The sequence below is a fragment of the uncultured Methylobacterium sp. genome, from assembly GCF_964242245.1.
Lineage (GTDB): Bacteria > Pseudomonadota > Alphaproteobacteria > Rhizobiales > Beijerinckiaceae > Methylobacterium.
This window is the reverse complement of the sequence record NZ_CAXTBY010000006.1, coordinates 90,769-103,696: the sequence shown is the minus strand read 5'-3', so window position 1 is coordinate 103,696 and position 12,928 is coordinate 90,769. Positions and strand designations below refer to the sequence as shown.

12 protein-coding genes are annotated in these 12,928 nt (G+C 71.6%); 9 read left to right on the top strand and 3 right to left on the bottom strand.

Annotated features, from left to right (window positions below; genetic code table 11):
- Positions 1–349 precede the first annotated feature (349 nt).
- Positions 350–628 carry a hypothetical protein gene (locus tag ACFE8Y_RS03245; protein WP_375462949.1) on the top strand — a complete coding sequence of 93 codons (279 nt, stop codon included), beginning with the start codon at positions 350–352 and terminating at the stop codon, positions 626–628.
- 203 nt (positions 629–831) lie between these two features.
- On the top strand, positions 832–2,202 hold the full coding sequence (locus ACFE8Y_RS03240) for an MFS transporter (RefSeq protein ID WP_375462948.1): 1,371 nt from the start codon (positions 832–834) through the stop codon (positions 2,200–2,202).
- A 29-nt stretch (positions 2,203–2,231) separates the two neighbouring features.
- Here the strand turns inward: ACFE8Y_RS03240 and cbiB are convergent, their stop codons facing one another.
- Positions 2,232–3,224, bottom strand: coding sequence for an adenosylcobinamide-phosphate synthase CbiB (gene cbiB, locus ACFE8Y_RS03235; protein ID WP_375462947.1), 993 nt, complete (start codon positions 3,222–3,224; stop codon positions 2,232–2,234).
- Between cbiB and cobD the strand changes: the two genes are divergently transcribed.
- A complete protein-coding gene (gene cobD, locus ACFE8Y_RS03230) occupies positions 3,201–4,235 on the top strand; it encodes a threonine-phosphate decarboxylase CobD (RefSeq protein WP_375462946.1) in 1,035 nt (344 codons plus the stop codon). The genes cbiB and cobD overlap by 24 nt on opposite strands.
- Here the strand turns inward: cobD and ACFE8Y_RS03225 are convergent.
- The gene (locus ACFE8Y_RS03225; RefSeq protein ID WP_375462945.1) at positions 4,228–5,418 is read right to left on the bottom strand and encodes an MFS transporter; all 1,191 of its coding nucleotides are present in this window, start codon (positions 5,416–5,418) and stop codon (positions 4,228–4,230) included. The genes cobD and ACFE8Y_RS03225 overlap by 8 nt on opposite strands.
- Before the next feature lie 327 nt (positions 5,419–5,745).
- Here ACFE8Y_RS03225 and ACFE8Y_RS03220 point away from each other — a divergent pair, with 327 nt between their 5' ends.
- The 6 genes from ACFE8Y_RS03220 (at position 5,746) to ACFE8Y_RS03195 (ending at position 12,100) form a co-directional block, all read left to right on the top strand.
- Positions 5,746–5,949: a hypothetical protein gene (locus ACFE8Y_RS03220; RefSeq protein ID WP_375462944.1), complete on the top strand. Its 204-nt coding sequence runs from the start codon at positions 5,746–5,748 to the stop codon at positions 5,947–5,949.
- 201 nt (positions 5,950–6,150) lie between these two features.
- Entirely contained in the window at positions 6,151–7,554 is a 1,404-nt protein-coding gene (locus tag ACFE8Y_RS03215; protein ID WP_375462943.1) for a malonyl-CoA decarboxylase, read from the top strand.
- Positions 7,555–7,594: 40 nt separating this feature from the next.
- Complete coding sequence (locus ACFE8Y_RS03210) at positions 7,595–9,115, top strand: malonyl-CoA synthase (RefSeq protein WP_375462942.1); 1,521 nt, start codon at positions 7,595–7,597, stop codon at positions 9,113–9,115.
- Positions 9,116–9,237: 122 nt separating this feature from the next.
- Positions 9,238–10,410: a YihY/virulence factor BrkB family protein gene (locus ACFE8Y_RS03205; protein ID WP_375462941.1), complete on the top strand. Its 1,173-nt coding sequence runs from the start codon at positions 9,238–9,240 to the stop codon at positions 10,408–10,410.
- Positions 10,411–10,470: 60 nt separating this feature from the next.
- A complete protein-coding gene (gene msrB / locus ACFE8Y_RS03200) occupies positions 10,471–10,905 on the top strand; it encodes a peptide-methionine (R)-S-oxide reductase MsrB (protein ID WP_375462940.1) in 435 nt (144 codons plus the stop codon).
- A gap of 271 nt (positions 10,906–11,176) precedes the next feature.
- Positions 11,177–12,100 (top strand): hypothetical protein, encoded by a 924-nt coding sequence (locus tag ACFE8Y_RS03195; RefSeq protein WP_375462939.1) that lies wholly within the window; start codon positions 11,177–11,179, stop codon positions 12,098–12,100.
- Positions 12,101–12,235: 135 nt separating this feature from the next.
- On the opposite strand, the gene ACFE8Y_RS03190 is transcribed toward ACFE8Y_RS03195, so the two are convergent.
- On the bottom strand, positions 12,236–12,664 hold the full coding sequence (locus tag ACFE8Y_RS03190; protein ID WP_375462938.1) for a L,D-transpeptidase: 429 nt from the start codon (positions 12,662–12,664) through the stop codon (positions 12,236–12,238).
- Positions 12,665–12,928 lie beyond the last annotated feature (264 nt).

Sequence of the window (12,928 nt, the reverse complement as noted above, 5' to 3'; positions counted from 1 at the left end):
GTGTTTGCACACGACACAGATGGGGACGGCCAACTGAGGGACTCAAACAGGCTCTAAGCAGGTTTCGGAAAAGTGCCCCGCGGTTTTCCGACAAAAACCTGCGGCAAAACAAGGATCTAGGCGGACGAAGCGTTGGCCTGCGGACGCAAGTCTGCTTAGCATCCGCCAGCACGGCGATCTCGATCACGCCCCGAACCGAGCCCGTCATGAGCAGATGAATTTTGCCGTCGCCTTTTCCCGCCGACGCGATACGATCGAAAACAGAATTCGATTCGGTTTATGGCCAGGAAAATAACCGTCTCGGCATTCGTAAAAAGTTTTATCTTCATTCAATCGCGGGGAGAGCGAAATGACGATGCCGCGCTTGGGCTTTTCGACCGCGTTCGCGTGCGGTGCCCTTCTCCTGATGATGCAGGGCTTTGCAGGCGCAGCACCGGTCGGCGGCGCCGGACTGTTCGGGACGAATGCCGGCAACCCTCTGGTTCAGGAGGCACGGACCTTCTGCTTCAACCGGCGCAGCGGTCGGTTCCTGTACTGGGGCCGCTGCCGCAGCGCCTCTCGCCCGCGGGTCTATTGCCGGAACCGCTACACGGGACGGTTTCTGTACTGGGGCAGTTGCCGCCGCTGAGGCGTTCGTGCCGCGTCCGATAGGCCGCCGCGCCGTCCCGGCCTAAGCAGGCTTCGGAAAAGTGCCCCGCGGTTTTCCGACAAAAACCTGCGATAAAACAAGAAGCTAAGCGGACGAAGCGTTGGCTTGCCAACGCAAGTCTGCTTAATCTCGCGCCAAAGCGCGGTCTCCACGAGGGACCGCCGGGATGCGAGGAACGCCCGATGACGCCGACGCAGACGCTCCCCTTCGACCCGCCCGCAGCCGACGACGCGCTCGCCCGCCGCACGATCGCGACGGTGACGTGGCGGCTGATGCCGCTGCTCGGGCTGATGTACCTGATCGCCTACATCGACCGGCAGAACATCTCCTACGCCAAGCTGCAGATGGTCGGCGACCTCGGCTTGAGCGAGAGCGTCTACGGCCTCGGCGCGTCGCTGTTCTTCCTCGGCTACTTCCTGTGCGAGGTGCCGGCCAACGTCATCCTGGAGCGGGTCGGCGCGCGGCTGTGGTTTGCCCGGATCATGGCGACCTGGGGCCTCGTCACCGTGCTCCTCGGTTTCACCCAGAACACGGCGATGTTCTACGCCCTGCGCTTCCTGCTGGGGGTTGCCGAGGCCGGGTTCTTCCCCGGCGTGCTGTTCGTGCTGACCCTGTGGTTCCCGCAGGCGCACCGCGCCGCGATGATCGGCTGGTTCATGATCGCGAGCGCGCTGGCCAACGCCGTCGGCGCCGCGGTCGGGGGCGCGCTGCTCGACCTCGACGGGACCCTCGGCCTCAAGGGCTGGCAATGGGTCTTCCTCAGCACCGGGCTGCCGGCCCTGGTGCTCGCGGTGGTGGTGCTCCGCGCCCTGCCCGACGGGCCGGAGGCGGCGCCCTGGCTCGACCGGGCCGGTCGCGACTGGCTGGCCGACACCCTGCTGCGCGAGCGCGACACCGGCGGCAAGGTGGAGCACGGCAACCCGTTCGCGGCGCTGCTCGACCGGCGGGTGTGGATGCTGGCCTCCGTCTACGTCGCCTTTCCGCTCGCCGCCTACGGCCTGAGCTACTGGTTGCCGACGGTGGTGCGGAGCTTCGGCGTCTCGAACACCGTCAACGGGTTCATCAACATCATCCCGTGGGTCGTGACCGGGTTCGCCCTGTGGTGGGTGCCGCGCCACGCGGCGCGCACGGCCGAGCAGACGTGGCACGTGGTCGGGCCGGGGCTCGTCGCCGCCGCTGCGCTCGCGCTGAGCGTCGTGGTGCCGGGCTCGGCCCTCAAGTTCGCCTGCCTGTGCGTGGCCGCCGCCGGCATCTTCTCGGCGCAGCCGGTGTTCTGGTCCCTGCCGCCGACCTTCCTGAAGGGCGCGTCGGCCGCCGCCGGCATTGCGGCGATCAACTCGGTGGGCAACCTCGGCGGCTTCATCGCCCAGAACGCGGTGCCGATGATCCGCGACCGCAGCGGCAGCGACCTCGTCCCGATGATGTTCCTGTCCATCTGCCTGATGCTCGGCGCCTGCATGGTGTTCGTCGTGCTGGCGGCCCTGCGACGGGATGCGAGCCGGCGGGTCGCGGACGCCTCGGGCACGGCGCCCGAGGGCATCCGCCACGCCTGAGCACGGGATGCGCCTCCGACGCGGGTGCCTCAGACGACGGCGATCAGGATCGCCGTCGATGCGACGAGGAGCCAGAGCAGCCCGCACGCCGTGCGGTAGACCGCGAGCGCCCGCTCCACGTCGGCGGGACCGGCCGCGGGCCGCCCGTCGCCCATCCAGGCATCCTCGACCGCGACGCCGCCGTAGATTCGCGGGCCGGCGAGCCGCAGCCCGAGGGCGCCGGCCATCGCCGCCTCCGGCCAGCCGGCGTTGGGCGAGCGGTGCCGGCGCGCGTCGCGCAGCACCGTGCGCCATGCGCCCGCGGCCGAGGCGCCGGGCCGGAGTGCTGCGGCGGCGATCAGCAGGGCGGCCAGCCGCGAGGCCGGCAGGTTGACGACGTCGTCGAGGCGGGCCGCCGCCCAGCCGAAGGCCGCGTGGCGCGGGGTGCGGTGGCCGATCATGCTGTCGGCGGTGTTGATGGCCTTGTAGATCGCCCCCCCCGGCAGGCCGCCGATCCCGATCCAGAAGGCCGGCGCGACGATCCCGTCGGAGAAGTTCTCCGCCAGGCTCTCGATCGCGGCGCGGCAGATGCCGGCTTCGTCCAGCGTCTCGGGATCGCGCCCGACGATCATCGCCACCGCCCGGCGCCCGCCCGGCAGGCCCGCGTCCCGCAAGCCCGCGACGACGCGGGCGACGTGCTGGTGAAGGCTTCGCTGCGCCGGCAGGCTGGCGCACAGGAGCGCCAAGAGAACGAGTGCGGGGAGCGGTCCGGCGAGCGCGCAGAGGCGCGTCAGGCTCAATCCCGCCCCGCCCGCGACGGCCACGAGGACGGCGACCGCCACGACGCCCCCGAGTCGCCGCGCCCCGCCCCCGCCGCGGTTCAGGACCCGGTCGAGGGCGGCGATCAGCCGGCCGATCCAGGTGACAGGGTGGCCGAGCGCCCTGTAGAGCGCGTCCGGGTAGCCGACCGCCGCCTCGACCGCGAGGGCGAGGGCGAGGAGGGCCAGCGTGGCGGGCGGATGAGCGAGCGCGGTCCAGGGCATCTGTTTCGGGTGGCCGGCGGGGGGGATGCGGTGCCGATCGCCCACGGCGGCGACCTCGACGCCGCGCGCAGGATGTTTCCCGAGGCGTCCGAGCCGTGGATCGACCTCTCGACCGGGATCAATCCGGTCCCCTATCCCTGCCCGCCGCTGGAGGCCAGCCTGTTCCGGCGGCTGCCCGCGGCCGCCGACCACGCGGCGCTCCGCCGGGCGGCGGCGCGGGCCTACGGCGCGGCCGATCCGGATTGCGTCGTGCCGGCGCCCGGCACGCAGATCCTGATCGAGACCCTCCCGCGTCTCGTCGCGCCGACCGGCGTCGCTGTCGTCGGGCCGACCTACGCCGAGCACGCGGCTGCCTGGGGGCGGGCCGGCCACGCGGTCTCCACCGTGCCGGACCTCTCCGAGGCGGGCACGGCGCGGGTGGTCGTGGTCGTCAACCCGAACAATCCCGACGGCCGGACGTGGCCCGCCTCGGCGCTGCTGACCTGCGCCGAGCGGCTGTCCGCCCGCGGCGGCCTGCTCGTCGTCGACGAGGCCTTCGCCGACCTGGAGGCCGTCGAGAGCCTGTGCCCGCGGCTGCGCCCGGGGATCGTGGTGCTGCGCTCCTTCGGCAAGGCGTTCGGTCTCGCCGGGCTGAGGCTCGGCTTCGCGGTGGCCGGGACGGAGATCGCCGGGGCGATCGCTGCCGCGCTCGGGCCCTGGGCCGTGTCGGGGGCCGCGCTCGTCATCGGCCGGACCGCGCTGGACGACGCCCCCTGGCGCGCCGAGGCCGCGGTCGTGCGGGGGCGGGACGCCGCGCGCCTCGACCGGATGATCCGCCGCGCGGGCGGAACCATCGTCGGCGGCACGGTCCTGTTCCGCACCGCGGATTTTCCCGATGCGCCCGGCCTGCACCGGTCGCTCGGCGAGGCCGGCATCCACGTCCGGCGGTTCGCTGAAGCCCCGTCGCGCCTGCGCTTCGGCCTGCCGGCGGACCGGGCGCAGTGGTGCCGGCTGTCGCGAATCCTCAGGTAGCGGGCGACGGCCGATCCAGCACCGCCACGAGCACCGCGAGTCCGGCGAAGGTCGTTCCCACGGCGCAGACGGCCGGCCATCCGGCCAGCAGGAAGGCGTGCGATCCGGCATAGGCGCCCAGCGCCCCGAACACGAACATCATCGTGAACAGGGCCGTGTTGATCCGCCCCCGCGCGCCGGGGACGAGGGCGTAGGCACGGGTCTGGTTGGCGATGAGCGCGCCGTTGATGCCGATGTCGAGCAGGAGGACGCCGAGGCCGACCGCCACGAGCGACCACGTGCCTCCGGCCCAGAGCACGGCGAAGGCCGCGACGACGAGGAGGCTGCCGCCGATCACCACCGGGCGGGCCCCGCGCGCGTCGGTGAAGCGCCCCGAGACCGGCGCGACGAGCGCACCGCACACGCCGATCACGCCGAACAGGCCGGCGCCCGCCGCCGACAGGCCGAACGGCTCCGCCTCGACCAGCAGCGCGAGCGTCACCCAGAAGGCGTTGAAGGCGGCAAACAGCAGGGCCTGCGACAGGCTGGCGCTGCGCAGCACCGGCTGCGTGCGCACGAGGTGCAGGATCGAGAGCATCAGGGCGCGGTAGCGCAGGCGCTGGGTCCGGACCGTGCGCGGCAGGGTCGCGGCTGCGATCCCCACCATCGCCAGCGCCACGCCCGCGGCGGCGAGGAACACCGCGCGCCAGCCGAGATGGGCGCCCACGAAGCCGCTGAGGGTTCGGGCGAGCAGGATGCCCGAGAGCAGTCCGGTCATCACCTGCCCGACGATGCGCCCCCGCGTGGCGTCCGGCGCGAGTTCGGCCGCGAACGGGACCGCCTGCTGCGCGGCGGAGGCGAGGACGCCGATGAAGAGGCTCGCCAGCGCCAGCGCCGGGAGGTTCGGGCTGAGGCCGGCGGCGATCAGCACGACGCACAGGCCCAGCAACTGGCCGAGGATGAGCGTTCGCCGCGAGAGCGCGTCGCCCAGCGGCACGAGGCCGACGAGGCCGAAGCCGTAGCCGATGAGGCTGGCGGTCGGCACCCAGAGGGCCGCGGACTCCCCGAACTCGGCGACCAGCAGCCCGAGCAGGGGCTGGTTGTAGTAGATGTTGGCGACCGCGCCGCCCGCGATCAGCGTCAGCCCGAGGCGCGCCCTGGCGGTGAGCTCCGGCCCGGGCGGTCCCGCGATCCCACCGTTCACGGTCGGGCCTGCGGGTCGGCGGAGCAGGTCGGCTGCGCGAGCATGGACGATCTCGGGTCTGGGGGCAGGCGCCTCGCCTAGGCGCGGCGGCCGGCCCTGGCAACGGCGCCGGATGCGGGGCACGGGCGCGTGGGAGTGGCGCACCCGGTTCCGTTGCCGGCATTGCCTCCCTATATCGTTGTTCAAGTCCCCCGTGTCGCCAGCCTTCGTCCGAGCGCGCTGGTTCGGCGATCGGGCGCATTCGGGTCCCGATACGGCCAAAGAGGATCGCCCGCAGCGCTTCGTGCCCGGGACAGCGTCGAACCCACCGGAAACAGGGATGCTTGCATGCCGAATTACCGCGTCGATTTCGCCAAGCAGATTCTCGGGCTGCCGTTCACGATCGGGACGGTGGAGATCCAGAGCGCGCGCGATCCGGATCGTGCGCGGCGCGCGGCCGAACTGAAGTTCGCCCGCCAGTACGGCCTCGGCGACTGGCGCGAACGCGCCGATTGCGCCGTCGTGGCCGCGATGGACGACGACCGACGCTGACGCGGCTCCGCGTCGCAAGGCGCGTCTGCCGAGGCTGTCTGGCCAACGTCCCCGGGTTCGGTTCGCCGCGCATCGGGCATCCCGCACTTGCCTCTGGTCCCGCGTCGCGTCACCCCCTAAACGGTCGATTCAGCGGCACCGCCGCGGAAACGCGCGGCCGGACCGGCCGCCGGGCTCGAAGCGAGGCGCGGACGGCGTTCCATGGCGGCGATCTCTTTCTTCGGCGACCTGCTCCAGACGATCAGCGACCGCGGCCGCGACCTCATCGGCTTCGGCCGCGGCGACCTCGCCGCGCGGGCGAACGCCGCCGAACTGGTCAGGCTGTGCGAGGACCTGATCTCACGGCGGGGCGAGGCCTCCGGCGTCGCGCTGGCCCGGCTGATCCTCGACCGCTACGCCACGCTCGCCGCACCCGAGCGCCACGCCTTCCTGCGCCTGATCGCCGTCGAGTTCGACGCGGACCATGCCGCCGTCGACGCGGCGATCGCGGCCTACCGGGCCGACCCGACCCGCGCCCGCCTCGGATCGCTGCACGAGGCGGCTGAGCCGCGCTCGCAGGAGCTGATCCGCCGCCTCAACCTCGCCCGGGACGGGACCTTGAGCCTCGTCCGCATGCGCGGGGACCTGTTCGACCTGCGCCGGACGCTGCGCGAGGAGGGCGAAGTCGTCCTGATCGACGCCGCCGACAGCTTGGACGCCGACTTCGAGCACCTGTTCGCGTCCTGGTTCAACCGCGGCTTCCTGGTGCTGCGCCACGTCGACTGGACGACGCCGGCGCACATCCTCGAGAAGATCATCCGCTACGAGGCGGTCCACGAGATCGCCGGCTGGGACGACCTGCGCCGCCGGATCGAGCCCGCCGACCGGCGCTGCTTCGCCTTCTTCCACCCGGCCCTCGTCGACGAGCCTCTGATCTTCGTCGAGGTCGCGCTGACGGGGGGCATCGCGCCCGCCATCGCGCCGATCCTGTCCCAGGCGCGGGAGCCGCTGGCCCTGAAGGCGGCCACCACCGCGATCTTCTACTCGATCTCGAACTGCCAGAAGGGCTTGGCCGGCGTCACCTTCGGCAACTTCCTGATCAAGCAGGTGGTCGAGGACCTTGCCCGCGAGATCCCCACCCTGAAGACCTTCGTCACCCTCTCGCCGGTGCCCGGCTTCGCGCGTTGGCTCGACCGCGAGCGCCGGGCCGATGCGCCGCAGGGACTCGCCCGCGAGGACGTCGAGGTCCTGCGCCTCCTCGACGATCCCGAGTGGTCGACCGACAAGGCCAAGGCGGACGCGGTGCGCAAGGCGCTGCTGCCGGCAGCCGCCGCCTACTTCCTGCGCGCCAAGAACGAGCGCGGCCGCCCGCTTGATCCGGTGGCGCGCTTCCATCTCGGCAACGGCGCGCGGCTGGAGCGGATCAACTTCCTCGGCGACACCTCGGCCAAGGGCCTGAAGCAGTCCTTCGGGCTGATGGTGAACTACCTCTACGATCTCTCGGCCATCGAGAAGAACCACGAGACCTACGCCAATCTCGGCACGGTCTCGGCCTCCGGCGCGGTCTCGCGCGAACTGCGGGCCAACCTGCCGCCGCCGCGCGCGGTCGTGCTCGCCGAGGCGTGAGGCACCGGCTGGATACCACGTGTCGTGTTGGGCTGACGTCATGACGAACCATTTCTTCGCCCTGGTCCGGGAGACCCTGCCCGCGGACCCGTCGGCCAGGATTCTCATCGAGACGCCGGACGGGCGGCGCTGCACCTACGCCGACATGCTGGCGCGCACCGGAGCCTACGCGAATGCGCTCACGGCCGCCGGGGTGAAGCCCGGCGACCGGGTGGCGGCCCAGGTCGAGAAGAGCGCCGAGATCGTGTTCCTGTACCTCGCCGCACTGCGCGCGGGCGCGGTGTTCCTGCCGCTCAACACCGCCTACACGGCAGGCGAGGTCGCCTACTTCCTCGACGATGCCGAGCCCGCCCTGTTCGTCTGCGATCCCGCCAAGCGCGAGGCGCTGGCGCCGGTCGCCGAGAAGGCCGGCACCTGCGGCGTCCTCACCCTCGACGCCGCCGGCCACGGCACCATGGCCGAGGCCGCGGACGCACACGGCACCGACTTCGCCGACGTGGCGCGGACCCCCGACGACCTCGCCGCGATCCTCTACACCTCCGGCACCACCGGGCGCTCGAAGGGCGCCATGCTGAGCCACGACAACCTCGCCTCGAACGCCCGCACGCTCGTGGACGCTTGGCGCTTCACCCCCGACGACGTGCTGATCCACGCGCTGCCGGTGTTCCACACCCACGGCCTGTTCGTGGCGGTCAACACCGTGCTCGCGAGCGGCGCCAGCATGCTGTTCCTGCCAAAGCTCGATGCCGGGCTGATCCTGAGGCTGATGCCGCGGGCGAGCGCGATGATGGGCGTTCCGACCTTCTACACGCGCCTCCTCAAGGAGGCCGGCCTGACCGAGGCAGCGACCGCGCGCATGCGCCTGTTCACCTCCGGCTCGGCGCCGCTGCTGCCCGAGACGCACGCCGCGTGGCGGGCGCGCACCGGCCACGCCATCCTCGAGCGCTACGGCATGACCGAGACCAACATGAGCACCTCGAACCCCTACGCGGGCGAGCGCGTGGCGGGCACGGTGGGCTTCCCGTTGCCCGACGTGGCGCTGCGCGTGGTCGATCCCGACACCGGCGCCGCGGTCGCCCCGGAGGCGGTGGGCATGATCGAGGTGAAGGGGCCCAACGTCTTCAAGGGGTACTGGCGCCTGCCCGAGAAGACGGCGGCCGAGTTCAGGCCCGACGGGTTCTTCGTCACCGGCGACCTCGGCAAGGTCGATGCCCGCGGCTACCTCCACATCGTCGGGCGCGGCAAGGACCTGATCATCACCGGCGGCTTCAACGTCTACCCGAAGGAGGTCGAGGCCGAGATCGACGCGATGCCGGGCGTCGTGGAATCCGCCGTCATCGGCCTGCCGCACGCCGATTTCGGCGAGGGCGTCACCGCGGTGGTGGTGGGCTCGGACGATGGCCCGGACGAGGCGGGGGTGCTGGCCTACCTCGCAGGGCGGCTCGCCCGCTTCAAGTGCCCCAAGCGCGTGCTGTTTGCCGACGATCTGCCCCGCAACGCCATGGGCAAGGTGCAGAAGAACGTTCTGCGCGAGACCCACGCGGCCCTGTACCGGGGATAGGGGCGGCCCTTTGCGCGCGGGCGCGGCTTCGGCGAGGCTGGCGCGGAACGGCGCGCCTGCGCCGACGTTTCAGCCCCCGTGCGTCGCGACCAGCCGCGGCCGCAGAGCTTGCGAATCCCGCGATGTCCTCCCCGCCTTCCCGCCCGCTCGCTCCGCTCACCGACGGTGGCTCCGCCTCGGTCCTGTGGACCCTGATGCTCGGCTCCGCCCTGATCGCGCTCGTGGTCGCGCCCAGGCGCGCCGCCGATGGGCCAGATCCCGTTGCCGGAGATGCGGGCGCGCCGGCCAAGCGGCGGGACGACGGCGGCGCCCGCTCCCATTCCGGCCGCGAGGCAGAATTCGTCGCGGCGACGCAGCCGGAGCGGGGCAGGACCGCGACGAGCCCCACCGGGATCACCCGCGTCGGCTGGAAGGACGTCGCCGTCCGCACCTTTCTGGAGTTCAACAAGGATCGCGTCCTCTCGGTCGCAGCCGGCGTCACCTTCTACACGCTATTGTCGCTGTTCCCCGCGATCGCGGCGCTCGTCTCCTGCTACGGGCTGTTTGCCGATGTCGGCGTCATCAACGACCACCTCAATACCCTCCAGGGCGTCCTGCCCGCGGGCGCCATCGACATCATCGGCGATCAGGTCAAGCGCATCGCCGCCAAGGGCGGCGGCACCCTGGGCCTGACCTTCTTCACCAGCCTCGTGCTGTCGCTGTGGAGCGCGAACGCCGCGATGAAGGCGATGTTCGACGCGCTGAACGTCGTCTACGAGGAGGACGAGAAGCGCAGCTTCGTCATGCTCAACCTGCGCTCGCTGACCTTCACCATCGGCGCCCTGGTGTTCGTGATCCTGGCGCTGGTCGCGATCGTGGTGCTGCCGGTGGTGTTCAACTTCATCGGGATCGGCGGCGGCGCGTGGCTGATCGCGGCCCTGCGCTGGCCGGCGCTCGTCGTCGTGCTGCTCGGCGGGCTGTCGCTGCTCTACCGCTACGGCCCGAGCCGCGAGCGGGCGCGCTGGCGCTGGGTCGGCGTCGGCAGCGCGGTGGCCGGCCTGCTCTGGCTCGTGGCCTCGCTGCTGTTCTCCTGGTACGTGTCGAGCTTCGGCAACTACAACGAGACCTACGGGTCGCTCGGCGCGGTGATCGGCTTCATGACCTGGATCTGGATCTCGTCGACGATCGTGCTCTTGGGGGGCGAGATCAACGCAGAGATCGAGCACCAGACCGGGCAGGACACGACGACCGGCCCGGCCCGGCCCATGGGAGCCCGCGCCGCGCGCATGGCCGATACGGTGGGCGCGGCCGCCTGACCACCTCGCGCGGCGCGGCCGGCGCACCCATATAAAGCCATGCAACGATTGGAGGATTCCATGACCGAATCGGACGCGGCGACGATGACGCCGGAGGCCCGCAGCGAGGCCGAGTGGCGGGCGGTCCTCACCCCGGAGCAGTACCGGGTTCTGCGCGAGCACGGCACCGAGCGCGCCGGGACGAGCTGCCTGCTCGCCGAGAAGCGCGCCGGCACCTACGCCTGCGCCGGCTGCGGCACGCCGCTCTTCGTCACCGGGACGAAGTTCGAATCCGGCACCGGCTGGCCGAGCTTCTTCGAGCCGCTGCCCGGCGCCGTCGAGACCCAGGTCGACCGCAGCCACTGGATGGTCCGCACCGAGGCCCACTGCGCCCGGTGCAAGGGCCACCTCGGCCACGTGTTCGACGACGGCCCGGCCCCGACCGGCCTGCGCTACTGCATGAACGGCGCGGCCCTCGCATTCACGCCGAAGAGTTCCGGCTCCGAGGCCGTTTGAGGCGGGATGGCGCCGGATCGACAAGGTTTTCCACGCGTTCCGGTCTTGATTTCGGCGTCTTTTTGCTTAGTCCCTTGAGGCCGATAGGCCGCGAAGGCTCTGCCGGCCCATGACAACACGGCACGAGGCGAAGACTTAAACCCGGGTTTCGGCGAAGCGTCTCGTCGGACCTTGAGATGTCTCCGTCCGTGCCGCGGCGCCGGCAGAGGAGAATGGCTTGCGCGTCCTTCGGTCTCCGCACCGTGGGACATCCCAAGGCGGAGGTTTGCGTATGAGCGTCGTCCGGCGGTTTCTCGTGTCACCGGCCCTGGTGCGTCTGATCCGCAAGGAGCGCGGCGGCGCCCGGATCACCGAGGGCTACTTCGCGCCGCAGGGCGGCAGAACCTCGTTCGTCCGCGTCGACGGGCAGCAATGCCATCTTATCCTCATCACCAAGGATGCCCAGGGCGTCTCGGCCGAGGAGCGCACCGACGTGCCGCGGGCTCACGGCGATGCCCTTCTCGACGTCTGCGCGGGCAGGGCCGCCTACGACCGCACGGCGGTGACGCTCGGCGGCCGCGAGGCCCTGATCGACCGCTACGTCAGCCCGGGCAGCCTCGATCTGATCAGCGTCGGCTTCGACAACGAGGGCGACGCCGCGGGCTTCTCCGCTCCGGCCTGGTTCGGGCCCGAGGTCAGCGACGACGCGGCCTACGAACGTCACGCCCTCGCGCTTCAGGGCACGCCCGCACCGGGCGAGATCGGGCTGAGCAACGCCGCGCTCGATGCCGTGCTCGATCTGATCGAGCCGCGCTTCGGCTTCGGCCGCTACGGCGCCGCGGTCCGCTCGGGCGAGAAGCCCGCCGACAAGGACGGCGTCGTGGATGCGCTCCGCCGGATCACCGGGGCCGGTGCGCCGGCGGCCCCCGTGGCCGCGGCCGCCGTGATCGTGGCGCCCGCCGTTGAGGCGGAGCCCGTCGAAACGGCCGAACCCGAAGCGGCTCCGCCCGAGCCCGCCGCGGTCCAGGAGCCCGAGCCCGAGCCGGCCGCGGAGGCACCGCTGCCCGACGCTCGCATCGACGACGTGATCGAGAGCCTGTCCCAGGCCCTCGGCGCCGCCATCCATCAGCCGCACGAGCCGGCGGCGGAGGCCGAGGACCCGGCCTCGACGTTCGAGCGCTGGACCGTGCGCCCGCGCCGTACGCAGCAGACCTGATCCGCCGAGGCCACCGGTCGCGGTCGCCCTCTCCGCGTCTGCCGGTCAAGGACCCGGAGCGCCGCACGAGAGGCCCGGTCCACCGCGTCCCCTCACGCGGGCGACGACGATGCGTCGGGCGTTTCGTGACGCCTCTCAGTTGCGGATCACGACGCTCGCACCGCCGTGGCTGCGCGTGAGGCTGAACAGCCGGCTGGCGTTGCCGGGACTGAGCCGGATGCAGCCGTGGCTCGCGCGGTTTCCGAGTTGCCCGACGGCGTAGGTGCCGTGGATGGCGTAGCCGCCGCGGAAGAACATCGCGTGCGGCATCGGCGAGTTATGATACTTGTGCGAGCGCCACATCGGTGCCATGAGGCCGACCCGGTAGGAGCCGTTCGGCGTGACGTAGCCCCGGCGCGCGGTCGAGACCGGCCATTCGTGCGACAGCGTGCCGTTCACGAAAACGCGCATGCGCTGGCGCGACTGATCGATCTGGGCCACGATCCCGGCCAGCGCCGGTGCGTTGAGGGCGAGGCAGAACAGTCCGCCGAGCACGGCGGTACGGGCGGCTGGGGCGAGGGGCACGGCGGGGCTCCGGCGAGTGACGACGGCGGTCGAGGGACGGAGATGTCCGGCGTCGCGTTCGATTCGACCGCGATGACCTGAGTGCCGGGTGACGCGTGCCCTGCAAAGGTGCATGCCCAAGAATTGACAGGTTTTTGTCACTGTTTTGCCGGGTCGGAATACTGACGCGCCGTTGAATCGCGGACGCAACGCCGTTAGCCTCCGGCGCAACGGGAGGGTGCACGGAACGTGCACGGGTGAAATCATGGCGCAAGCGATGCAGAA

What these genes read in the sequence shown, in the direction of transcription:
- ACFE8Y_RS03205 (WP_375462941.1), top strand. Translation starts at nt 9,238, where the DNA reads ATGTCCTCCCCGCCTTCCCGCCCGCTCGCTCCGCTCACCGACGGTGGC.
- ACFE8Y_RS03220 (WP_375462944.1), top strand. Translation starts at nt 5,746, where the DNA reads ATGCCGAATTACCGCGTCGATTTCGCCAAGCAGATTCTCGGGCTGCCG.
- cbiB (WP_375462947.1), bottom strand. Translation starts at nt 3,224, where the DNA reads ATGCCCTGGACCGCGCTCGCTCATCCGCCCGCCACGCTGGCCCTCCTC.
- msrB (WP_375462940.1), top strand. Translation starts at nt 10,471, where the DNA reads ATGACCGAATCGGACGCGGCGACGATGACGCCGGAGGCCCGCAGCGAG.
- ACFE8Y_RS03245 (WP_375462949.1), top strand. Translation starts at nt 350, where the DNA reads ATGACGATGCCGCGCTTGGGCTTTTCGACCGCGTTCGCGTGCGGTGCC.
- ACFE8Y_RS03215 (WP_375462943.1), top strand. Translation starts at nt 6,151, where the DNA reads ATGGCGGCGATCTCTTTCTTCGGCGACCTGCTCCAGACGATCAGCGAC.
- ACFE8Y_RS03195 (WP_375462939.1), top strand. Translation starts at nt 11,177, where the DNA reads ATGAGCGTCGTCCGGCGGTTTCTCGTGTCACCGGCCCTGGTGCGTCTG.
- cobD (WP_375462946.1), top strand. Translation starts at nt 3,201, where the DNA reads ATGAGCGAGCGCGGTCCAGGGCATCTGTTTCGGGTGGCCGGCGGGGGG.
- ACFE8Y_RS03210 (WP_375462942.1), top strand. Translation starts at nt 7,595, where the DNA reads ATGACGAACCATTTCTTCGCCCTGGTCCGGGAGACCCTGCCCGCGGAC.
- ACFE8Y_RS03240 (WP_375462948.1), top strand. Translation starts at nt 832, where the DNA reads ATGACGCCGACGCAGACGCTCCCCTTCGACCCGCCCGCAGCCGACGAC.